This is a genomic window from Snodgrassella alvi, from assembly GCF_002777425.1.
GTDB classification, from domain to species: domain Bacteria; phylum Pseudomonadota; class Gammaproteobacteria; order Burkholderiales; family Neisseriaceae; genus Snodgrassella; species Snodgrassella alvi_B.
In genome coordinates this window covers 96654-120505 of sequence record NZ_MDVC01000107.1, presented here as the reverse complement: position 1 = coordinate 120505, position 23852 = coordinate 96654, and the positions used below count along the sequence as shown (strand labels likewise).

Here is a 23852-nt window from a genome sequence, read left to right as displayed (position 1 = left end):
TTCAGCTGGCTTTTTTGACATCCGGATAAACCCAGAGTTTCTGTTCATGCACTTCGGCCAGAAAGACTTCTTCCAGCTTCTGTCCCTGACGGTTTAGTTCTTTGTCCAGCCATTCTTCGTCATGCCCCAATGCTTCCAGACTAGGGTAATTAATTACACCATTTTCGATCACCACCACGGCCATGGCTGGATCGCCTTTTTTGACGACCGTCATCTGGCCATTGTATTCAAACCAGACATCACTGAGTACTTCCAGGCTGGGATAGCCGCGCTGATGCAATAACATGATGAAATCGCGGATAGACAGTTTGGCTTTGCGAAAATTCTGTGACAGTACGATGCCATTTTCCATTAAGCGTATTGAGGTGCCATCGACAAAGTCTTTAGCGATATTGCGCTTGAATGTAGCATAACGCACAAGTAATAACAGCCCTGCCCAGAAAATAGATGCACTCATCAGTAATATTATGCTGATGGAGGGATTATATAAGGGGCCGCCGATAATCGCCCCCAAAACCACATTACCTACTTGATCGATGGCAGAAATCGGTGCCAGAGACCCTTTACCGGATAAATTGATATACACCAGCAATATGCAAAACGCTACCAACATTTTGAAGATGATATTGATATAGATGGGATTCATCATGGCTTCCTTTGTCTGCGCAACAGGTGTTTTATCTGGGCATGATTTGCATGGATTGTCTTTTACAATCGTAGCGTTTTGCCAGATATTGTGCTGATACTGTATCTGTTATGCCTGAAGCAGACTATGGTAGCCACCTGTTTTTTATGATTTATTTACATTATTTTCCTCATGCACTTTGTTTTTTTCATAAAGATACTTATTGTAATTGCGTGTTTAAGAGCAATTGTTATGGCTATGTGCAGGCTATATCTAGCAGGCAACCATGAATATATCTGGTTGCCTGTAGACGACTATAAAGGTTTGAAATCAAGTTGGGTAAATATACGCACCGGATTCCCGCGCGCTATCTGATGGTGGTGCTTGTGTTGCGCGGCTTTATGTTTTGCCTGTAACTGCTGCGCCTGTTGTGCCAGTTTATGCTGAAGCAGCAACACAGCGAGTTTTTTGTTGGCATGCTGGCTACGCTCAGTTTGTACTTTAACGCTGATACCGCTAGCTACATGGGTGGCTCTGACTGCTGATTCGGTTTTGTTAATATGCTGACCACCGGCTCCAGATGCCCGCATGGTTTCAAAGACAATTTCATCTGGCTGCTGCTGGACAATTGGGTTAAAACAGCTTGCTCCGATAAACCAGTTTTTGCGTTTGTGCTGCGGGCGATAAGGGCTGGGGCAAATCCATTGAATGGTGCCCTGCCACCTATCAGCCAATGCCTTGGCCTGTGCACCCTCCAAGGTAACCAGTACTGAATGCAACCCGTGTTTAGCTGGTTCCTGTTCCACAATTTCTACTTTAACCTGCATTTGTTTGGCTTCATATTGTAAGCGTGCCAACGCTTTTACCACCGCCAGACAACATTCTGCCGGTCCGTAAGCGGCAGATAATTGCAAGAGTTGCATTATTTTTTCTCCGTTTGAACTTTATAGGTGATTACCGGTTTGAAGCGTGCTATTGGCCGGATTAAATCGGCCTGAACCATGGCAGCAATGACACTGTCGATTGATTTATAGGCTTGTGGTGCTTCTTCATACAGGAGTTCACGGTCGCAGCAGATTACGCGGCTGCCGTGTATAGTACGGGTGAGCTGGTCAGCTGTATAGCGCCCGTCCAGTCTGCCTTTGCAGGCTGAGCGCTGCCATTTGCGCCCGGCGCCGTGTGCCAGTGAATACAGCGCGGATGCTGTGTCCAGTGGCTGCACCAGATAGCTGAAGTCACCGCGTGAGCCCGGAATAATCACCAGTCCTTTCGTGGCTGCTGCGGCACCTTTACGATGCAGCCAGCCGCATTCACCGTTAATGGTGACTGGCTCAATAAAGTTGTGGCTGATATCTACTAGCTTTTGCCCCTGTGCGCGCAGGTTGGCCAGTATGCGCCGGCCAATCAGCTCCCGGTTTTGTTGTGCATAATCCAAAGCCTGATTGTGTTGCATCAGGTAAGTGCTGCCAGCAGCGCTATCGGCAACTAAACCTTGATGGCCATACTGGCGGATGTGTTTATCCAGAATCACACCGCCCAGACCACGTGAACCGCTATGCACCATCAGTTGCAGATGTTGCCGGTTTAGCCCGATTTGCTGGGCAGTTTCCGGCGCATAAATGGTTTCCAGCATTTGCAGTTCGGCAAAGTGATTGCCGCCGCCAATGGTACCGGAAGCATATGTGTGTTCTGCAAGTGGCCGGATATCTGGCCACAGGCTGATGCATTCTGCTTCAGACAAGGGCTGGTCGATATTGCCCAGACGTTTAATCAGTTTGGCCTGATTCATGGCGCGGATTTTTACTGTGGTTTGCCATAATGACATGCCGCAGCCGATATCTCCGCCAATGAGCGCCGGATAAAGATATTGTGTAGTAAAAAAAGCTGCACCTACCGGATAACCACGGCCGGGGTGTAAATCCGGCATACCGGCTACAAATTTAATATTGGGAAGTGTTGCTGTTGTTTGTAGCTGCTGGATGGCTTCGCCCTCTAACCAGAGTTCTGGTGTTGCTATCAGGGTGATGTTGTCCGCCAGCGGCTGAATAGAATTGCCCATTCTGATCCATTCCAATTATTTTATTTGGTAATAAGCAAGCAATAGTTAGCCATGTTCATCGGGGCTGAACAGGATTAGCGTGCTGAAGAATAAATTGGCAGGCCGAAGCCAAGGATCAGGAGGTGATTAGCCCTGGATTGACCTGCAAGGGATAGGTAGTACAAGCATAATTATTCCTTTCCATTGCAATGTTGATGATTTGATAGAGTGGCGTACTGTAAATTATGTTCTACAGATAGTCAAAAATAATCAGCCGTTTTTATTCTGATAGGCTGATTATGATTAATGGTGTGTGGCTATTTCACTACTGTTTGGCTATTTCGTGCACTTTTGTTATGGGTTTATTTTAAGTTTAAAAAATAATAAACAAATTGGTTATCAATTTGATATCCCGCCTGTTCATATAGGGCTCTTGCCTTGTGATTGTCACTGGCGGTGCATAATGAAATGCCACTGTAGCCACCATCACGGGCAAATTTTTTCACGTATTACATGAGCTGGGTGGCGATGCCCTTTTGCCTGTGGCTTACAGGGACATACAAGTCGTTGAGGATTATAGTGGGCGATATTGATAATGAAGAAAAGGAAAAATATAACTGTACAAATCCGCAGGCCTGTTGCTGATGATAGGCAATGAAGATGGCTGAATCCTGCTTCTCCAGTCTTTCCTGAATAAATTTTCTGCTTTCTGTTTCATTATCAGCCAGGCCGTAGAACTGACGATAGCTGGCAAACAGTAAAGCAGCAGCATCAAGCTGCTCTGATGTTGCCCGAGCAATAGAAACTTGATCAACCATTTAATAATTCCTCGTACAGTTAATGATTAAGTGGGCATATATTTAACAATAATAACTCGTGCGTTGGTTTCAATCGGTAACAATGTTTCCTGCATAAGCTCAAGTGCCTGTTCCGGACTAAAGCCGCCTGAACCGGCGCCAATCAGTGGGAAAGCAACAGAAGCATAGTTCTGGGTATTAACAATGTCCATGGCGGAAATAACTGATGTGCGGATTGAATAAGCGCTGGCGCGCCAGAACATATTGATGCCAGCCACATGAATGATGGCTTGATAAGGTAATTTACCGGCACTAGTAACAACTGCGGAACCTAATTTAAGCGCCCCAGCTCTGCCTAATTGGCGAAAGGGTGCATAGCCGGCTTTTCGCTTGATGGCACCGGATACACCCTGTGGCAACAGTAACCACCATGGAATGATGTTCCGGTTCCATGCGTTGACGATAACATCAACAGGTTGCTCCAATAAATTTCCATAGACGATGTCAGGCTGCATGGTGAATTTTTCCGCAAAATTTCTGTTTATACTGATACCCGTCTAAATATTTGCTATATCTGTTTATTGCCTGTAATACTTCTTAATAGCTAGTCGGGCATATTATTGTCTATCAGTGTGGCATGCTTATGTTTACAATAACTGATTGCAATTATGAATACAAGCTGAGGAAGACATTTATGGCACAGTTTTTTGCTATCCATCCTACTAATCCGCAGGAACGTCTGATTGTTCAGGCAGCGGATATTGTTCGTCATGGCGGTGTGATTGTTTATCCAACTGACTCCTGTTATGCACTGGGTTGCCAACTGGGTAATAAAGAGGCAATGGAGCGTATTCTGCGTTTGCGCGGTATTGACCAGAAACACCATCTTACGCTGATGTGCCATGATCTAAGTCAGCTGGGCGTTTATGCCAGAGTAGATAATAGCCAATTTCGCTTGCTCAAAGCCACAACGCCCGGCAGTTATACTTTTATTTTACAGGCGACTAAAGAGGTACCTGCCCGTACGTTGCATCCAAAACGTAAAACCATTGGTTTACGTGTACCGGATAATCGGATTGCGCTGGCGTTATTACAGAATCTGGGTGAACCGATGTTATCGTGTACGCTGATGCTGCCACATGAAAGTGAACCTTTAACTGATCCGTATGAGATACGTGACCAGCTGGAACATACAGTTGATTTGGTGATAGATGGTGGCTGGTGTGGTACGGAGCCAACAACAGTAATTGATATGACTGAGGGTATTTCGCTGGTACGTGCAGGCAAAGGTAATACGGCCGTATTTGGTTTGTAAAAAACAAACTGGTACTATGTTGTGCTCAGTGTGGTAGTTTTTATTTATGTTTTAAGGATTTTACCTTGCAGAAATTTGATTTAGCTTATTTATTGCTGGCCATTTTACCGATTCTACTGGCTATTACTCTTTCGGAAGCGGCCTGTGGTTATATGGCACGTTATTGTGGAGACCGTACGGCTGAGACGATGGGTAGGCTAAGCCTGAACCCGGCCAAATACATTGATATTATTGGAACAATTATTGTCCCAGCCTTTACACTCATTGTTTTGCAAGGTTATTTTATGGTTGGCTGGGCCAAGCCGGTACCGATTGACCCACGCAATTTCAAAAATAGGCGCACAGGTGAGCGTCTGGTAGCCATTGCCAGCCCACTAGCTAATCTACTGATGTGTCTGTGCTGGACAATTGTGGTGATTCTCAGTCGCTGGGTACCGGAATATTTTCAAGAACCGATGGCATTGATGGGAGTAATGGGTATTCAGTTTAATGCCGTGTTTTGCTTTTTTAGTCTGCTGCCAATTCCACCGCAGCCAGGCGCCCAGTTTGTTAATAGCTTTCTGTCGCCTCGTGCTTCGATGCAGTACCGTAAGCTGGAGCCATACGGTACATGGATTATTATATTTATGATTATCAGCGGTTTACTATCGTTTATCCTGTGGCCATTTACCAATCTGATTATTTCAATGATGTCTTTTTTAATCAATCTGTTCTGATTATTATTCATACTACAATAAATAATGACAAATAATATCAGGCCGTAGACTTTGTTTCTGTGGCCTGATATTTTTATCTTGAATGAATAAGTTAAGCTACGGCAAATCAGGGATTGATATTGCTTTGTCCCAAAGTGACTCTATCCAGACCGGCTAAATCAGGCAGGGTGTGAATCTGGCTAAAACTGTGTTGCGCCAACATATCACGCACGGCTTTTCCCTGATCGAACCCATGTTCCAGTAACAGCCAGCCAGCCGGACACAGAAAGGCTGCGGCACCGGCAATAATCGTTGCCAGTGCACTCAAACCATTATGATTATCTGTTAGTGCATGCTGCGGCTCAAAGCGTAAATCTCCCTGCTGCAAATGCTGGTCGTGTACGGCGATATACGGTGGATTAGATACAATCACATCTACACTATGCGGTTCTGGCTGGGGCTGCGCTTGATACCATGAACCCTGCCCGAAATGTACATTTGCCTGCAAGGCTATGGCATTGCTACTTGCGATAGCCAGTGCCTCTTTACTGATGTCTGCTGCCCATACCTGCGCATCAGGCCGTTCACAGGCAATGGTAACGGCGATAATACCACTGCCTGTACCCAAATCCCACAGAGTGCCCTGTTCAGGTAAATGTGCCAGCGCAGCGTCTACCAGATGTTCGGTTTCCGGACGGGGAATCAGTACTGCTGAAGAAACCTGAAAACGCCGGCTGTAAAATTCGCGCCAGCCAAGCAAATAGGCTAATGGTTCACCTGCCAGCCGTCGCTGTGCCAATTGATTCAGGCTGGCCTGTTCGCTAATGCTCAATGGCTGCTGGCCATGAGTAATGATGTAGGTATGGTTGATATCCAGCACCTGCTGGAGCAACATGCGCGCTTCCAGTCGTGGTAAGTCACAGTTGTGTAACCAGCCGTCAATGGTAATGGGTAAATTTGTATTCATTATTTACTTAGCAAAGCCGATTGGTTTATAACAGAAACAGAGTGGCCAGACCGAGAAAGATAAAAAAGCCTCCGGAATCAGTGACCGCCGTAATCAGCACACTGCTGCCCAGTGCCGGATCGCGGCCGGCTTTCTGCATGCACACGGGAATGAGCACGCCTACGGTAGCGGCCAGTAACAGATTCAGTGTCATGGCGGCCACCATCACCAAACCAATGCCGACACTGTGATAGAGGAAATAGGAAACTATGCCCATCACTGAGCCCCAGATAATGCCATTGACAAGAGCAACGCCCTCTTCTTTGCGCAGCAGACGCCACGCCTGACTATTGCTAATCTGACCATAAGTCATAGCACGTACAATCATGGTAATGGTCTGATTACCGGAGTTACCACCAATACCGGCCACAATCGGCATCAGGGTAGCCAGTGCCACAATTTTTTCAATTGAGTTTTCAAACATGCCAATCACGCGACTGGCCACAAAAGCGGTACACAGATTGACAGCCAACCAAATCCAGCGATTTTTTACCGAATCGACTACTGGCGCAAATAAATCTTCCTCTTCCCGCAAGCCGGCCATATTCAGCATATCGGTTTCGGATTCTTCGCGAATCACGTCCACCATTTCATCTATGGTAATGCGTCCGATTAATTTGCGGTTACTGTCTACTACCGGTGCTGTTACCAGATCATAGCGTTCAAATGCGGCGGCCGCTTCTTCTGCATCATCTTCCGGCCGGAAGGTAACCACATCATCGGCCATAACAGTAGAAACCAGTAAGTCCGGGTCAGCAACCAACAAACTGCGGATGGGTAATACGCCTTGCAACACATCATAATTGTCAACAACAAAGATTTTATCGGTATGATCGGGCAGACGTTCAAACCGTCGCAGATAACGTAATACCACTTCGCAGCTTACATCAGCACGAATACTGACCAACTCAAAGTCCATGAGTGCGCCAACCTGATTGTCTTCGAACGACATGGCAGCGGTAATTTGCGCTCGCTCTTCTTCATCGCGGCTGCTTATTGCCTCATAGACAACCTCTTTGGGTAAATCGGGTGCTAGCTCGGCCAGCTCATCGGCCTCCAGATTATTCAGAACAGCCAGCAACTCCTGCTGTGCCATATTCTCAATCAGGGTTTCACGCACCGGATTAGAAACTTCCAGTAATACCTCACCATCTTCAGTAGGTGTAGCCAGCTTCCATACCAGCATACGTTCCTGCAATGGCAATGATGCCAGCAAGGTAGCCATATCGGCAGGATGCAGTTCGTGCAAAGCGGCAATTAGCTCAGCCAGTGCCCGCTGCTGCTCCGGTGTCTGTAAATAAGACTGGGTATGCGAATGAATATGTTCGGCAACTGGTAAAAGAGTAGCAACCAGCTCACAGATGTGGTCGGTGTCCAGATGCAGACGTTCCATCTCGCTGGGATTGCTATGGCTATCCATTGTATCGTTGTCCTAATTGTTGCACTGTGTAACTCAGGATGTTACTGCCATGCGTACAGGCCATATATCCTGACGCAGCAGTCCTTGCCTGATAGATAAATTAAAGCCTGCTTCGGCAGGCTATGGGTATATTATTGTACACGGATTTTAGCCAGATACTGTTACTTTATGCTGTATAACCGCCAGCAATGGAAAGTATTAATATAGCTATAGTGAGGCTGTGTCAGGATTTGAAGTTAAATATTAATGACAAACATGTAATACAGATTCAAACAGGTATTGCATTACCTGTTTGGATATACATTAGTGGCAGTAATAACTCAGCCACCTGCCTGCGCTGAAACAGTATTAATGCTATACAGGCACACAGTAGACAGGATGATTGCTGTGCTCAAAGAAGATTTCAATTTAAAATCTGCTATTTGTTTTCATTGCTGGTAATCTGGGATTGGGTGGCCATCACCATCTGCTGACGATAAAGCTTTAAGGCTTGCCCTACTACTTCCCCGTTCTGATAGGGAGCATAAATTTCATCTGTATTAGACAGGGTTGCACCCTCACCCATCGCAGCACGAATCAGTTCAATGGCCTGTGTAGTATCCGTAGCTGAGCCATGTCCATAAACTTAATCCCATACAGCCCAAACCCAAAGCAGATACTCCCTGCCCGCTTTTGCCCAGATAACACTATTGCATATTGCTCTCTCTTTTCTGTCTGTTACGCCACTGGTGTAATCAAACACAGCATACTCCGTGTATTCATATAGATTAAGTATCCATATTTTCAATTATTTATAATAGAAACTCACCAATCTGCCTGCATAACACCAATTGTTGCTGCTGGATAAAAAATACCACCAGACGTTGCTGAACGCTGGTGGTATTAGTAGCAAAAGCTGTTAGATTAAGCCCAGTATTTCTTTTTCGAGGTTTTACCAATACCGGGATTAAAGCTATTAGTTGGGTCAAGCTGGCGATAGAATTTTTTCAGGGCTGGCTTGGCATGATATAAATGGCCAACATTATGTTCTGCCGGATATTGCGCGCCACGCTGATCCAGCAATACCAGCATTTCATCTTCAACCTTATTGCAGTCGGTACCTTTTTTGGCAATATAGTCCTGATGGAAAACATGGCAGAAAAAGTGGCCATAATACATTTTATGAATAAAGTGCTGATTAATGCTTTGTGGCAATGTTTCGAACCATTCGCTGTCATTGCGCCGCAAGGCCACATCCAACGCAACAATGTTTTCTACCGTATCGCTATGCACATTGCGGTAGGTAGTAGCCGCGCCGGCTGCGGCAAAGCGATGCAGCATGGCGGCTTCGGCTTCTTTTTCATTACAGCGGAAATAACTGCCGGTTTTTTGCTCGAAAAAGGTTTGCAAAAATTCTTCTGCTTCGGCAATACCATCGTCAGCCATTTTCAAGATAAGGTGATGCTCGTAACGGTCGCGGTAGTCACGGATTGACTGAGGTAAGTGCTGAGGCAGGAATTTGCACATGAATACCGCAAAACGGTCTGAAAAATTCTTCGGGAAAAACGGAATTTTTGCCAAGGTACGGTCGACAAAGTTCTTGAAAGCAAACAGGCGCGGCATGGCATCGGTACCGAACTTCTGAATGGCAACAAAAATATCCTTGCCATATACCGCAGCAATATCAAAAGCTTCACGGTGCATATATTCGCCCGATACCGGCAGATTTTTGAATGTACTGAGAATATGACGACGAATATCATCCAGCTCATGCGTATCATTGCTGCCGATATAGAAAACCGCAGAATTTTTTTCTAATGGGAAAGTATCCAGACGCACGGCAAATACCATCAGACGTCCGGCACTGCCGGAAGCTTCATAGTGGCGTGCCGGATCGGCATTAAAGCGCGCTGGCGTATCTGCATCAATTTCGCGCACATGGTCGCGGTATTCGTGGTCATGTCCCATGCCGGCATCGCGCTTGATGTCTTTATCACTGTAATGACCATTTTGCAGATTCTGCAAAATGGTTTCCGGGTCATCTCCCAGCTCAATGCCAAGATGATTAACCAAATGCAGCTGGCTGTTTTCATCAAGCTGAGCAAAAACAGCCATCTGGGTATAGGCAGGGCCGCGCTGGATAAGCGCACCGCCTGAATTGTTGCACACACCGCCCATAACCGATGCGCCGATACAGGATGAACCAATCACGGAATGCGGGCCACGCTGGTATTTTTTCAGCTCTTTTTCCAGACGATACAGGGTACTGCCCGGCAAACAGATTACCTGTTCGCCATTTTCAATCACCTGAATGCCATCCAGCCGGCGCGTGCTGACAATCACAATCGGCCGGTCATAATCGTTACCATCCGGAGTAGAACCACCGGTGAGGCCGGTATTGGCGGATTGAGTGATGACAATCACGTCGGCTTCCACACAGGCTTTTAATACGCGCCACTGCTCAACCAGTGTACCCGGAAGCACGACAGCCATAGCATCGCCCACACCGAAACGGATGCCCTGCCGGTAAGGCAGAGTACGCGCCGGATCGGTGAGGGTATGTTCTTGTCCGACAATTGCCTGTAATGTATGAACGAGGCCTGTATGTATATTGATATCCATATTACTTCTCCTTTTGTATACAGTTACTTATTTCTAATCAGTACAGGCCATTTTAGAACAATTATATGTTAACGGAAAGAACTTTAACATGAGGCAGTAGCCATCAGGCCTCAGGCAGAAAACCTCCACTCTGCCGCTGCCACAGCATGGCATAAACGCCATTTTTGGCCAGCAGCTCGCTATGTGTCCCCTGCTCGACAATCTGCCCCTTATCCATCACAATCAGCCGATCCATGGCTGCAATCGTAGACAAGCGATGCGCAATGGCCACCACGGTTTTACCCTGCATCAGCCGGGTAAGATTTTCCTGAATAGCCGCTTCCACTTCTGAATCCAGCGCACTGGTGGCCTCATCCAATAGCAGGATAGGAGCATCTTTCAGAATCACCCGCGCAATAGCGATGCGCTGACGCTGCCCGCCAGACAGTTTTACCCCGCGTTCGCCGACATGGGCATCATAGCCATGCCGTGCCTTGGCATCGCTCAATGCCGGAATAAAGCCATCAGCAGCAGCCTGTTGTGCTGCCTGTACCATCGCTTCTTCTGAGGCATCCGGGCGCCCATAGACAATATTGTCGCGCACAGAACGGTGCAGCAGCGAAGTATCCTGCGTTACCAGCCCCAATGCCGCGCGCAGACTGTCCTGCGTAACATCACGAATGTCTTGACCATCAATCAGAATGCGCCCGCCTTTTACATCATAAAAACGCAGCAACAGATTAGTCAGCGTGGTTTTACCGGCACCACTGCGCCCTACCAGACCCACTTTTTCACCGGCACGGATATGCAGATTAAAGTCGCGCAACAGCGGTTTATCGTCGCTATAGGCGAAATTCACATGCTCAAAATCAATTGCGCCCTGATTAACCTTTAACGGCAGAGCTTTTGGCTTGTCCACAATTGTATGGGGACGGGACAGGATTTTCATGCCATCTTCCACCGTGCCGATATTCTCAAACAGGCGCGCACTTTCCCACATTACCCAGTGTGACAACCCATTAATCCGCGACGCCATTGCCGTAGCGGTGGCAATCGCACCGACACCAACCTGCCCATTTATCCATAACCAGATACCCAGACCGGCGGAGCTGACCACCAGCATAATATTAATCGCGGTACTCAGACTGTCGAGCAAAGTAGCCAGCCGCATCTGCGCGTTGACCGTCACCAGAAATTCCTGCATGGATGCCTTGGCGTAGGCAGCTTCACGTGCACTATGAGAAAACAGCTTTACCGTAGCAATATTGGTATAGGCATCAGTAATGCGGCCGGTCATCAGGCTGCGTGCATCCGCCTGCTGCTGGGCGGTTTTAGACAGTTTCGGAATCAAAAAGCGCAGTACCAGCACAAACAACACAATCCACAGGACAAATGGCAATAATAACCAGCTATCCATACCGGCCAGAATAATGCCGCTGGTGACAAAATACACCAGTACATACACCAGCATATTGGCCACCGACATCACTGTATCGCGCACCGCCAGCGCCGTTTGCATTACTTTGGCGGAAACCCGTCCGGCAAATTCGTCCTGATAAAAACCCATACTCTGCCCGAGCATCAGGCGGTGAAAATTCCAGCGCAAGCGCATCGGGAAAGCGCCCTGTAAGGTTTGAAATTGCACATTGGAAGACAGAAACGACCAGAAAATACTGAATATCATTACCGCCGCCATCAGAATCAGCTCATGTCCTTTTTCCGGCCACAATCTGTCTGGTGCATAGCCACCAAGCCAGTCGACCACCGTACCGAGAAACCGGAATACCAAAGCCTCCAGAATCCCCGTACCTATGGTCATAATTACCATTATCAGCAGCCAGAGGCGTGCGCCCTCCAGACAGCTCCAGATAAACGGCAGCACACCCTTTCGCGACGGCTGCGGCAAAGTCTCGGGATAAGCATCAATGCGGTTTTCAAACCAGCTTAAAAATCGGTTCAATAACATACTGCGTGGACTTTCTGCATAATTGAGCCATAACGGCCGCACAAACGATTATTGCAGCCAGAAAAATGATAAACGAAATCATTATACATAATCTGAAATATAAATCAGCTCTCATTGGTTTGTGTTAAAATCCTGCCGGCACATCAGCATACCAGACAGTCGCTGTGTACAATACGTGCATGGAGGAAAGTCCGGGCTCCACAGAGCAGAATGCCGGCTAACAGCCGGGCGTCGTGAGGCGACGGAAAGTGGAACAGAAAGCATAACCGCCGATGGCTGTGGTTTACCCATAGCACAGGTAAGGGTGAAATGGTGCGGTAAGAGCGCACCGTGCCGTTGGTAACAACGTGTAGCAGGCCAAACCCCATTCGGAGCAAGACCAAACAGAATGCGCTGACGCTGCTCGCCGAGCATTCGGGTAGGTTGCTTGAGCGGCACAGTAATGTGTCGCCCAGATGAATGACTGTCCCAGACAGAACCCGGCTTATCGGTTGTCTGATGTGCCCCCCAGCATTGCTGTTTATCCGTCTGGCTGTTTAAATTTCTATCAGACTATGTACTGCCAGTTTGCTGTACAATCAGGCACAATATAGATTACTCGGTAACCGCTACTCGGTATCAGCCTTAAAACTCCTGTATATTACTTGTATAGCATGCCATGAACTGCTGCAAAGAATATGTTGGGATTTACTGGCAGCATTAACCGGACAGTGTCATTAGTCTACACAAAATAAACTGTTTTTTACTTATAAATTGGCATCTTACAGTCTCTCTTCCTGTACATTGACAGCTGTTTGATGTCAGGCTTCGCTATTCTTATTTTTCGGTATCCGCATGCATACGCGCCAGTTTTTGTCTTTATATGGTTCCATTTTTTTCCTGTTTTCAGGTTATGGGCTGTTTCTGAATTCGGCTGGGGTAAAGCTGTCCCAAATGGGGATCAGCAATATCACCATCGGTATTCTGAATGCAGCCTTTTTTGTTGGTGGCACCATTTCTGCCATCGTGTCACACCGCATTATTTCGCGCGTAGGGCATATCCGCAGCTTCAGTGTGTTTGGTGCCCTGTTTGCCATTGCCGCCCTCGCCCATCTGATGGTGGAACAGTTGTGGTTGTGGGGCGTATTGCGTGCGGTACTGGGCTTTTGTCATTACAGTTTATTAATGGTGGTGGAAAGCTGGTTTACCGCACGCAGTGTCCCGCAAACCCGCGCCAAGATTCTGGCGTTGTATGAAGTGGTGTATTACGTATCATCAGCGACCAGTGTATTGTTGCTGAGCCTGAATATGTCCAGTAACAATATCTTCACGCTGGCAGCCATTCTGGTAATTGCCGCCACATTACCGGTAGGGCTGACACGTATGCAGCAACCGGAAATTCCTAAGCGTGAGCGCATCAGCCTGCCACATGTCCTTTCCATTGTCCCACTGGCGTGGTTAGCCTGTTTTATGGCCGGGATTTTTATTAATGGCTTTTTCACCATGGGCTCCGTATTCATGCTGAAACTGGGTTACAGCCTGCCTAAAGTATCCCTGTTTCTTGGTTCAGCGATGATTGGCGGTTTCACCATTCAATTGTTTATCGCCTGGCTGTCGAATAAATTCGGCCGTCCGCGCACCATTTTCGGCTGCGCCTGTGTAGCTGCGGCAGCCGCAGTCTGTGGTATGCTGTTGCTGTTAGTTATGCCGGGCAATATCTGGGCACAATGTGTGATTGCACTGGCTATCGGCTGTAGCGGCTTTCCACTGTATGCACTGGGGCTGGCGCGCGCCAATGATGTTTTACCCGCCAATATGAATACAGTAGAAGTGAATCGCTGTCTGCTGTTTGTATATGGCTTGGGTTCACTGGTAGCACCGTTGCTTCTCGGTGCAGTGATGCAGCTGTTTAATCACTATGGCTTTTACAGCGTGTATGCCATTATTGCCACTGTTCTGGCGGTATATGCCTTTATGCAGCCGGCCGTACCGATTTCGGAGCGCAGTGTTTATGTACCCGTATCCGGCAATGTCGGGCCGATAGCTCCTGAGCTTGACCCACGTAACAATGATGCTACCGATACCCCGTATGATGCCGACAGTGCTGAACAGCATGTTCAAGCCACCTTGCAGAATACCGAAAAGCAACAGCAAGCAGACAATTAGTTATTCCTGAAATAACACCCAGATACTGTATAAAGAAAACTGCCCGGGATAGTGTAACTATTCCGGGCAGATATCATGTAATGTCTGAAACCTATTCTTTCAGCCACGGAGACTTACGCCGTCCCAAAGCCATAAACGGCTTTTCAATATACTGATAAGTTAAAGTACAGATAACCAGTAATACAAACATGACTGCGGTGGACAGTAATGTGTACTGAGTACGATTTAAAACCAGATTGTGCACTGCAATATATTTATTCAAACAGAACCAGCCAATGCCATGTAACAAATAAATGCTGTAACTGGCATCACCAAGCCGTACAAAGGCTTTCAGCCGGAGCAGCCCAAATATATCGCCGCCCAGCGCTATCAGGATAAACAGCAGGGCAAACAGGGGCAGGAAGTTGATGTAGTAGCGGCCAGTGGTGATGCTGAAAATCAGCACCAATAACAGCACAATTGCGCTGTCACACAGCTTTTTCGGTATCTGTATCGATTCTGGCACTATTCTGGCCAGTGCGCCCACGGCAAAGCAGGCGATGAAATAGGCTTTTTGCTGATTAAACGGGGCGACACAATAGACGGCGATAAATAACACGCTGATTGCCAGTGGTAGCTGGCCGGTTTTCTGGCGTACAAAGCACAACAGCGGCAGGGAAAAGTAAAAAGCCCATTCCCAGTATAATGTCCACGCTACACCAGCATTAATCAGCCGTGCATCCCTCATGTCAAACAATGGCGGTTTGACACCGGTAATGCCGGCATCAAACCAATAATACAGGTTTAGCAGCATATCGCGGCTTACCAGTGTATGCCGTTGCAGATACAGTGCCAGCAGCACACAGCAGCATGAAGACAAATAAAATATCGGGGCAATGCGCAAGAAGCGCTTCAGATAAAAATGCAGCCACGATGCCGGGCTGGATTGGGCAAACAGATAGCCTGAGAGCATGAAAAACAGGGTAACGCCGAATACGCCCATGCGCAGGTTGAGCGGATTATGCGCAAATACAGCCGGTGTCCACGGCTGGCCATGCAGATAATAATAGCTGTAAACATAATGATGCATGGCTACGCTGAATGCCAGCAGAAAGCGCAGGCCATCCAGCCGCTCTATCCGCCGGCTGCCGGGATTATCCATAAATACAAACAGCCGCGAACTGAATACTGCCCAGCACAGCAGTAATAATCCCAGTATCCAGCCAAACATCTGATATGATTGAAGCATAATCCCTGCAAGCTGGCAAAGGTTGGACACAACCCGATATTAATGGGTTTGGTCAGGGTTTGTGAATCTCGTTTCCATCATAATGCATGGCTGTTAATACACATCCCGCTGATAACGCTGCTGCTGCCGCAGCTCACTCAGGTAGTCATCGGCATCTTCAAGGCTAAGCTGCCCGTGAGTGGCCACGATATCCAGCAATGCCTGCTCAACATCATGTGCCATTTTGCTGGCATCGCCGCAAACATAAATATGTGCTCCTCGCTGTAACCATGCCCAGATATCCGCGGCCTGTTCACGCAGTTTATGCTGCACATAGACTTTTTCGTTGCCCTGCCGGCTCCAGGCAAAGTCGTAACGAGTCAATAACCCGCTTTTGCGGTATTGCAACCATTCAGCCTGATAAAGAAAATCATCGGTAAATTTCTGATTACCGAAAACCAGCCAGTTTTCGCCCGCGTCGCCATTGGCATCACGCTGCTGCATAAATGCGCGAAACGGGGCAATGCCGGTGCCGGCGCCAATCATAATGATAGGCGTATTACCGTCTTCGGGTAAGCGGAATCGGTGATTTTCTTCCACAAATACCCGTACCGCTCCACCCTCCTGCAAATATTCACCAAGAAAACCCGAAGCACCGCCGGTATATTGCCGGCCACGCTGGCTAAAGCGCACAACCCCCACTGTTAAATGAACTTCTTCCCCAACCTCGTCCTGACTGGAGGCAATGGAATACAGGCGTGGTGTCAGCGGGCGGAAGAGGTCATGCAGTGTCTGCGCACTGAGTAGCTGCGGATAGGAAGCCAATACGCTTACCGGCGGCGTGGTGGCGATAAACTGTTGCAAGGCAGCAGCATCAGCAATGATGCCATCCAGTTCGGCAATATGTGCCTGCTGCGCATAAGCCTGTACCAAAGCTGGTGTAGTCTGCGTAATATCCAGCTCGTTTTGTAATGCCTGTTCAATAGTCACCTCGCGGCCATCCGCCAAACGCACCGGTGTATCCTTATCCACCTGCGTATGTTGCAGAATTTCGCTGACCAGCATAGGAGCGTTCTGATAAAACACGCCCAGTGCATCACCGGGCTGATAGCGGATACCGGAACCGGCCAAATCAATTTCAATGTGTTCAACGTCTTTGCCGGCATTGGGCGTTGTAATTCTCTGCCGTACACTCAGGCTGGCCGTGAAAGGGGCTTCTTTAGTAAATACCGCCGTCTGGGCGGCAACCACACTTTGCTGTACCTCATTACTCACACCGGCATGACTGCTATTCAGGGCGCTAATCAGAGCAACGATTTTATCCTGCCACGCTGCTGCGCTGCTTTGATAGTCAACATCGCAATCTACCCGCTCGGCAAGACGCTGGGCACCCAGTTGTGCTAGCTGCTGGTCAAAATCTTTAGCACACTGACAAAATTGCGGATAGCTGCTGTCGCCCAGTCCCAGTACGGCAAAATGAAGCTGATTAAGTGCGGGGGCTTTTTTACCGAACAGATATTTATACAGCGGTAAGACTTCTTCCGGTGGTTCACCCTCCCCCTGAGTGGAAGTAACCAGCAGCAGAATATCTTCACTGGCAAGCTGCTTGCTTTTGTAGTCGCCACTGGCACAGAGGGTAGCATTAATGCCCGCGGCTTCAAGTTTCAGTTGCAGACTTTCTGCCACACGGCGGGCATTGCCGGTTTGTGAGGCGGATAAAACCAGTACTTTACGTGCCACAACTGCTGCGGCAGCACTGGCTACAGGAACGGCTACCGGAGCAGCAGCACTTCCCTGCTGGCTGGTTGCCCATGCATAGCCAGATAACCATGCTAGCTGCGTGGGCGATAGCTGCGCGAGTGATTGCAGCAATTCGGGGGATAGGGGTATGGTCATGGCTTGTGCTCGATAAAATTATGATTAATTTCATTTACAGGCTGCTAAAAACAATTCAGCCATACTAGCAAGCACAAAGATTTTTGAGAAAGAAATGGCGCTTATTTAGTTAGAAGCGACAAGCATATGTAAAAAGGCAGCCGGCGGGCTGCCCAGAAACGCATAGTCTGACTTCTCCAGACTGTCGTGCTTAACGTTGTATACCGATTTCGGCAAAGGTATTGCGCATCACTTCATCCAGTTGGCTGGCTGAGGCACGCATTAAGCCCTGCTCTTTTTCATTCAGCGGAATTTCAATTACCTGACGGACACCATGACGGTTGAGCACGGCCGGCGTACCAATATACATATCCTGAACACCATACTGGCCGTTCAGATAGGCGGAAACAGGCAAAATGGTGTTTTCATCGTCCAGCAGCGCCCGACAGATACGAGCCAGTGCCGCGCCGACACCATAATAAGTTGCCCCCTTGAGGCGGATAATATCGTAAGCAGCATTAACTACGCGGTCGGCAATAGTGTCTAAATCGGCTTCGGTAAAGCGCGGGTCATTTTTAATCCATTCTGCCATAGTCAAACCGCCTACACTCAGGTGTGACCAAGCCGGAAATTCAGTATCGCCATGTTCACCAAGCATATAGCCACTCACAGTACGCGGGTCGACATCAAACAGATAGCCTACATATTTACATAAACGGGCAGAATCCAGTGAAGTGCCGGAACCGATTACCCGTTCTGCCGGAAAACCGGATAATTTCCATGTGGCATAGGTAAGAATATCCACCGGATTGGACGCCACCAGAAAAATACCATTAAAGCCCGATTCGACGATATGAGTTACGATACTTTTAATGATATGCAAGTTGCGGTTAACCAAATCCAGACGCGATTCACCCGGTTTCTGTGCTGCACCAGCGGTAATCACGACGATATCAGCATCGGCAGCATCGCTGTAATCGCCAGCGTAAATGTTTTTCGGGTAGGTAAACAGTAAAGCATCGGCAATATCTTTGGCATCTCCATGCGCCTTGTCCCGGGCAACGTCGACAATCACCAGCTCCTGACCGATACCTTGAAGAGTAGCTGCATAAGCAAAAGTAGAACCAACAGCACCGGCACCAACCAGCACAATTTTCTGATGGTTTTTAGCATTAGTGGGCTGCAACATAATTCAACCTCGTTTCTATGGATAAATGCAAATCTACGCGAATTTATGCATAAATTGTAACAGGTTATCACATGACAATTTCATTATTTATTAATATTCATCATTAATTACATATTTTGGTGCATGCTGCCTATAAATATGATTTTGTATAAATGTTTTATTATTTTTTCCAGACTTTTTGTTTATATATTTATGTTTGCATGATTTGTACCATACAAAAAAATACGGCCACGAACAGACCGATTATTCTGCAAGGCATGTGCTTAAATGGCAAACAATATTCACATCAGCCAAGCTGACAACTGTACTATATTGATACAGGCTAGCGAGGGTTTCAAACAAAACGCTCTGGCTTGCCGTTCTACGGTGCAAGGTGCGTAAGGGTGGTATTTGACTAATTTGTAATGGCTTTGTCAGAGAAAAAATTTTTATATATCTGGTATTTCAATTAAATTAAAGCAATATATATAATTCAAAAATCACTAAAAAAAGTTAAGTTAAAACTAATTATAATTAACTCATCAAACAATTATAGAGGTGATACCAATATGACCAATCAACATTTTTCTGCTGATGCGCCGGTTTCATCAAAAGAAGAAGATAAATTTTCTCGATGGAAATTTGCAGAAAGAGTTGGACAAGTGATTGCGAGAAGAGAGGATCCAAGTGGTCTTGTGATTGGGCTATATGGGGTATGGGGAGATGGAAAAACTTCCGTTCTAAACTTTATACAGCAATCCCTCAAATCTGAAGAAAAAGTTATTTGCATCAAGTTTAATCCGTGGCGTTACGGTACTGAAAATGATTTATTAAAAGGTTTCTTTTTTACCATTGCGGAGGCATTAGATACTAAATTAATTAAAAAGGGTGATTATTTTAAGGATTTAGTAAAAAACTTAGCGCCACATGCTGGAGAAGCAATAAATTTGGGCTGGCTGGGTAATATAATTAGTCACTTCATCAAAAAAGTTGATACAGATGAATTGAAAAAGAGAATTGAAGCTGCATTAGAAAAAGCCCAAAAGCGAGTTCTTATTTTAATTGATGATGTGGATAGATTGGATAAGGCAGAAATCCAATTATTATTTAAAATTGTTAAATTAATCGCCGATTTTAAATATACAGCCTATATTTTAGCCTTTGATAAAGATATTGTGGCTTCATCATTACAAGAGAGATATGCGGGTGCTAATCATCATGCCGGTGAAGCATTTCTAGAGAAAATCATCCAAATACCCTTATATTTACCTGCAATAGATAATAAAAATTTACAACAATTTTGTCTCAATAATATTAATAATGCTTTAACTGTAGCTGAAATTAAGCTTACTGATGAACAATATCGAACGTTTCGTCACTATTATTTTAGTGCCTTTAATGAACAATTATGTACGCCTCGCAGAGCTAAACTCTATGGTAATGCGTTGTTATTTTCTCTTCCTCTATTAAAAGGTGAAGTTAATCCTGTTGATTTAATGCTTATTGAGGGCGTTAGAATTTTTTATCCATCTTTATATGAAGCTATTAGAAACCATAAGAATTTTTTTACAGGAACATTCCAGAAACAAAATAGTGAATCAGTAAAAAAGCAAATAGAAGATATTATTAATACCGCATTTGATTTGCCACATATTAATAAAGAAAATATTATCAGATTATTAATGCAATTATTTCCTAATTTAAATCCGAGATCTAAAAAAATTCCTTTTAATTTTGAATCTTATCAAAAATGGGATTTGGGTCAACGTATTTGTTCAGAAAATTATTTTTCAAAATATTTTTTGTATTCAGTTCCAAATGGCGAAGTTGCTGATTCGGCTATATCTTCTTTATTATTAAACTTAGCGTCTTGGCACCCCGTTTTTCATGAAGATGAAAATCCATTAAATGGTTTAATAAATACTGATAATGCAGGCAATATTATTCAAAAATTGACGAATAAAGCCAATAGTATTCCAAGTAACATTGCTTATCCATTAACAATTGCAATAGCCCAGAAAAGTGAATTAATGCCTAATTCTGAAACATTATCAAGTTTCTTAACAGCGCTAGATCAATTCACTATGTTATCAGGTGATTTAATTCAAAATGTTGAACAAGATAAAAGAGCAGAATTAGTTTATACATATATTGATATTACTTCATCTCTTGCGTTCAAAGTAGCACTTTTCCGCTGGTTGAGTAGCGAGGATGAAGAAAGACCAGAAAAAAAATGCTTTTCAGATGAATGTATCAATCAATTTGGCAGATATTTAGGTAGAAATATTATAGAAAAACATATAGCTCAAGGTGAAGATATTATTGTAGATTATTCTGAGTATTTATCTCATATCTTTGATATATTACATAAGTATGTTAACAATTATTGCGTTAATGATTATGTTATGCAATTAATTGCTCAAGACCCTACGGCCATTATACGTTTGCTTACCGCATATGTGCCAACAGCATGGAGTGCGGCAGGTCAATATAAAGCTGATTTTACAAGGGAGCAATATAATAGTTTAACTGAAAAAATAGATGTGTCTGCTTTTATTGAAAGCATTGAAGAGAATTTTTCTCATTTGCTTGATATACCAGATGATTATCCAAAAAATCCTTGGAAAGAAAATCCAAATGCAGGGGAGCTGTTTATACAACAATTTTTGTGGCTACATAATCATCCTGAAAAGGATTAATCACTGGAATAAATAATAAAGCCGCAAGCTGGCTTGCGGCTTACCATTTTATTTGTTGTTACATCATTCCGTTTTATTAATCAATCTCTCAACTGCTATAGGGGTGATTTCTAAAATCTTGGCAATATCTTCAATGGATACACCTTTTTCCAATAAAACATTAATCAATGCTTTTTTCTCGGAATCAGCTTTTTCTTTTATCTCTTTTGCTTTTTGCCGTGCTGTTTTAGTCTTGCTCTTTTCAACCGCCAGTTGTTCTTTGGCGATTTTCTTCTCTTCTTTGCGTATCCGTTCAACCACTTGGTAAGGCGGTACATATTTCAGGCTTTGTTCGAGCTCTTCCATCAGTCTGATGGTGCGAAAGCTGATGTAGCTTCTGGGGGTGATAATCAGGTGGTCGGTAAGCTCGATATTTAAAATGCGGGCAACCTGAATTAAGCGGTCGGTGGTGTCTTTATCGTCCTCAGAAGGGGTTAGCGAGCCGGATGGATGGTTATGTACGATAATCACGCGTGAAGCGTTTTTCATTACGGCTACGCGAAACACGTTCATGGGCTCGATGTTGACTGCTTTATAGGTGCCGAGCGCAATCAGTTCGATATACAGGATATAACCGCGCAGATTCATGCCGATGATCCAGAAATGTTCTTTTTCTTGGTCAATTTTGTTTTCACGCAATAATACGCGCTGCATGATGCTGTATACGTCGTCTGTGTTCTGGATATAGCGTTTGTCATTTTTGGTCAGTTTAATATCCATCTTATCCCTATGTAAAATAACTTAAAAATAATATAACGTATTCTGTCTGTGCTAAGCAGTAGTTAATCTACACCGATAATTCATGTTGATAAAGAATGTTTGATTTGGGCTGGCAATATTCTTTTAAACAATAAAGTTAAGCGGTGATGGTTTGCTAAAACCAACGAGCGGCAGATAACCTGACTATACATGCTATTGTTTATGATTATACCATTAGATACAAGCTGTAAAGGCCTGTTGTGTTTCAAGTGTGATGGTGAATTTTTTTGTGTATCTATGTTGTTTTAATGGTTTTTAAATGTTGCTTCTGCTGCGCTTTATCATGCGGATATCCTTTGCCGTATATATGGCACATGGCTGATTCTGTTTTTATCAATGGCGGGGAAATACGGCGCGCTGGATATATCCGCTATCAGATGCTTACTGGAGCTGTGGGGAGGATTTCTGACTTTGAGTTTCTGCTATTTTATGAGGTAATTTCCATCAGGAAAATGGTTTAGGTTATAAGCGGTTTCGGTATGATAAGCTTGGCTATAGCCGGTTTGGCCAGCCATACCCGATAGAATTAGCTGAGCGCATTAATTTCTATCAGTGTCTGGCTGGCTGCAATGGTATGTGATACTAAAGCTGTTTTACAGTCCTACGGCATAATAGAATATGCGGCCAACTATAACTATATGTTTAACCGATACGTATTCATCCTGATACTCTGCTTTGTTATAGGCATGCAGGCGTACTTCATCGTAAGGCATGGAATACAGTTTTCTGATGCGATACTGGTGATTCTGTTTAATCAGATACAGATTGCCGTCAATTATATTGGTACGGTTTAAATCTACGGCAAAAATTGTTCCGTGCGGAATGATGGGATCCATGCTGTTATCTCTCACTGGAAAGCACACCACCATTTCGGGGCTGATTTTTTTACGCGCCAGAAGCTCGGTACTCAGGCTGAATTTTTTGCAATGCTGTCCGTATGGCTGTTTTGAATGTGCATAACCGGCCATTTCAATCGATGGATACAGGCATACCTGTGTTTCATCCTGATTGTACGGGGCAATGTCAATTACAGCAGGCACGCCGGTAGTCTGTGTCGGAAACGGTTTGCCTCGACCTTCTCGTAGCCACGCTAAATTGACACTCAATATGTTGGCAAGTATATCGAGATTCTTAGGTTCGTAATGGCCGCATTCCCACTTGAATACGGCAGTTTTGGAGACGCCCATTTTATCGGCAATCTGTTGTTGAGACAGGCCAATACGCTGCCGAGCCTGTTTAATGCGATCACTTAACATCTGTTATTTCCCGATTAAAAAGACAATAGAATATTAACTTAATTGGTGTTATGTTTTGTTTACAAAAATAGTTATTGTCAACATGTGATTTGACAATTTTTCTAATTATTCTTTGCAATATTTACGTTATCTATAATAGTCTTAAGTTGTTAACCTGCAATTGGGTTGATACAACACATATAGGTTATAGCAATATAACCTATATTCAATTAATGTTCACACATTATTCTTACTTGTTGTTTACATACACTTTTTATATTGC

Annotated in this window: 18 protein-coding genes, 1 other RNA gene and 1 pseudogene; 5 read left to right on the top strand and 15 right to left on the bottom strand. The window is 45.2% G+C overall.

Going from position 1 to position 23852, the window contains the following annotated elements; genetic code table 11:
- Position 1: 1 nt before the first annotated feature.
- The 5 genes and pseudogenes from BGI33_RS10670 to BGI33_RS10650 form a co-directional block, all read right to left on the bottom strand.
- Positions 2–646 (bottom strand): DUF421 domain-containing protein, encoded by a 645-nt coding sequence (locus tag BGI33_RS10670; protein WP_180298981.1) that lies wholly within the window; start codon positions 644–646, stop codon positions 2–4.
- A 293-nt stretch (positions 647–939) separates the two neighbouring features.
- Positions 940–1548, bottom strand: coding sequence for a peptide chain release factor H (gene prfH, locus BGI33_RS10665; RefSeq protein WP_100091169.1), 609 nt, complete (start codon positions 1546–1548; stop codon positions 940–942).
- Entirely contained in the window at positions 1548–2684 is a 1137-nt protein-coding gene (locus tag BGI33_RS10660) for an RNA ligase RtcB family protein (protein ID WP_100091168.1), read from the bottom strand. Before BGI33_RS10660 ends, prfH begins: the two co-directional genes overlap by 1 nt.
- A 341-nt stretch (positions 2685–3025) precedes the next feature.
- A pseudogene (locus BGI33_RS10655) lies at positions 3026–3481 on the bottom strand (GNAT family N-acetyltransferase).
- Between the two features lie 26 nt (positions 3482–3507).
- On the bottom strand, positions 3508–3975 hold the full coding sequence (locus BGI33_RS10650; protein WP_100091165.1) for a macro domain-containing protein: 468 nt from the start codon (positions 3973–3975) through the stop codon (positions 3508–3510).
- A 179-nt stretch (positions 3976–4154) separates the two neighbouring features.
- On the opposite strand from BGI33_RS10650, the gene BGI33_RS10645 reads away from it, so the two are divergent.
- Positions 4155–4775: an L-threonylcarbamoyladenylate synthase gene (locus tag BGI33_RS10645; protein ID WP_100091163.1), complete on the top strand. Its 621-nt coding sequence runs from the start codon at positions 4155–4157 to the stop codon at positions 4773–4775.
- 65 nt (positions 4776–4840) lie between these two features.
- Entirely contained in the window at positions 4841–5491 is a 651-nt protein-coding gene (locus tag BGI33_RS10640; RefSeq protein ID WP_100091162.1) for a site-2 protease family protein, read from the top strand.
- Between the two features lie 106 nt (positions 5492–5597).
- Here BGI33_RS10640 and prmC read toward each other — a convergent pair whose 3' ends face one another.
- From prmC to BGI33_RS10620, 5 genes are all read right to left on the bottom strand, one after another.
- Entirely contained in the window at positions 5598–6437 is an 840-nt protein-coding gene (prmC, locus tag BGI33_RS10635; RefSeq protein WP_100091160.1) for a peptide chain release factor N(5)-glutamine methyltransferase, read from the bottom strand.
- Positions 6438–6462: 25 nt separating this feature from the next.
- Positions 6463–7896 (bottom strand): magnesium transporter, encoded by a 1434-nt coding sequence (gene mgtE, locus BGI33_RS10630; RefSeq protein WP_100091159.1) that lies wholly within the window; start codon positions 7894–7896, stop codon positions 6463–6465.
- Between the two features lie 418 nt (positions 7897–8314).
- Positions 8315–8461, bottom strand: a complete 147-nt coding sequence (locus BGI33_RS13285) for a hypothetical protein (protein WP_180296998.1) — start codon at positions 8459–8461, stop codon at positions 8315–8317.
- Positions 8462–8799: 338 nt separating this feature from the next.
- Positions 8800–10497: a D-lactate dehydrogenase gene (dld, locus tag BGI33_RS10625; protein WP_100091157.1), complete on the bottom strand. Its 1698-nt coding sequence runs from the start codon at positions 10495–10497 to the stop codon at positions 8800–8802.
- Positions 10498–10600: 103 nt separating this feature from the next.
- Positions 10601–12442, bottom strand: a complete 1842-nt coding sequence (locus BGI33_RS10620; protein WP_100091256.1) for an ABC transporter ATP-binding protein — start codon at positions 12440–12442, stop codon at positions 10601–10603.
- A 143-nt stretch (positions 12443–12585) separates the two neighbouring features.
- On the opposite strand from BGI33_RS10620, the gene rnpB reads away from it, so the two are divergent.
- Together rnpB and BGI33_RS10610 are read left to right on the top strand one after the other, a co-directional pair.
- Positions 12586–12945, top strand: an RNA gene (gene rnpB, locus BGI33_RS10615) — RNase P RNA component class A.
- Positions 12946–13276: 331 nt separating this feature from the next.
- Positions 13277–14587 carry an MFS transporter gene (locus tag BGI33_RS10610; RefSeq protein ID WP_100091156.1) on the top strand — a complete coding sequence of 437 codons (1311 nt, stop codon included), beginning with the start codon at positions 13277–13279 and terminating at the stop codon, positions 14585–14587.
- A gap of 91 nt (positions 14588–14678) precedes the next feature.
- Here the strand turns inward: BGI33_RS10610 and BGI33_RS10605 are convergent, their stop codons facing one another.
- From BGI33_RS10605 to BGI33_RS10595, 3 genes are all read right to left on the bottom strand, one after another.
- The gene (locus tag BGI33_RS10605) at positions 14679–15815 is read right to left on the bottom strand and encodes an acyltransferase family protein (protein WP_100091155.1); all 1137 of its coding nucleotides are present in this window, start codon (positions 15813–15815) and stop codon (positions 14679–14681) included.
- A gap of 93 nt (positions 15816–15908) precedes the next feature.
- Positions 15909–17690, bottom strand: coding sequence for an assimilatory sulfite reductase (NADPH) flavoprotein subunit (locus BGI33_RS10600; protein ID WP_100091154.1), 1782 nt, complete (start codon positions 17688–17690; stop codon positions 15909–15911).
- A 190-nt stretch (positions 17691–17880) separates the two neighbouring features.
- Positions 17881–18858: an L-lactate dehydrogenase gene (locus BGI33_RS10595; protein WP_180298980.1), complete on the bottom strand. Its 978-nt coding sequence runs from the start codon at positions 18856–18858 to the stop codon at positions 17881–17883.
- A 548-nt stretch (positions 18859–19406) separates the two neighbouring features.
- Here BGI33_RS10595 and BGI33_RS10590 point away from each other — a divergent pair.
- Positions 19407–21536, top strand: coding sequence for a KAP family P-loop NTPase fold protein (locus BGI33_RS10590; protein WP_100091153.1), 2130 nt, complete (start codon positions 19407–19409; stop codon positions 21534–21536).
- 63 nt (positions 21537–21599) lie between these two features.
- On the opposite strand, the gene BGI33_RS10585 is transcribed toward BGI33_RS10590, so the two are convergent.
- Both BGI33_RS10585 and BGI33_RS10580 read right to left on the bottom strand, forming a co-directional pair.
- On the bottom strand, positions 21600–22295 hold the full coding sequence (locus BGI33_RS10585) for a JAB domain-containing protein (RefSeq protein ID WP_100091151.1): 696 nt from the start codon (positions 22293–22295) through the stop codon (positions 21600–21602).
- A 632-nt stretch (positions 22296–22927) separates the two neighbouring features.
- Positions 22928–23590 carry a helix-turn-helix domain-containing protein gene (locus tag BGI33_RS10580; protein ID WP_100091150.1) on the bottom strand — a complete coding sequence of 221 codons (663 nt, stop codon included), beginning with the start codon at positions 23588–23590 and terminating at the stop codon, positions 22928–22930.
- Positions 23591–23852: the final 262 nt, after the last annotated feature.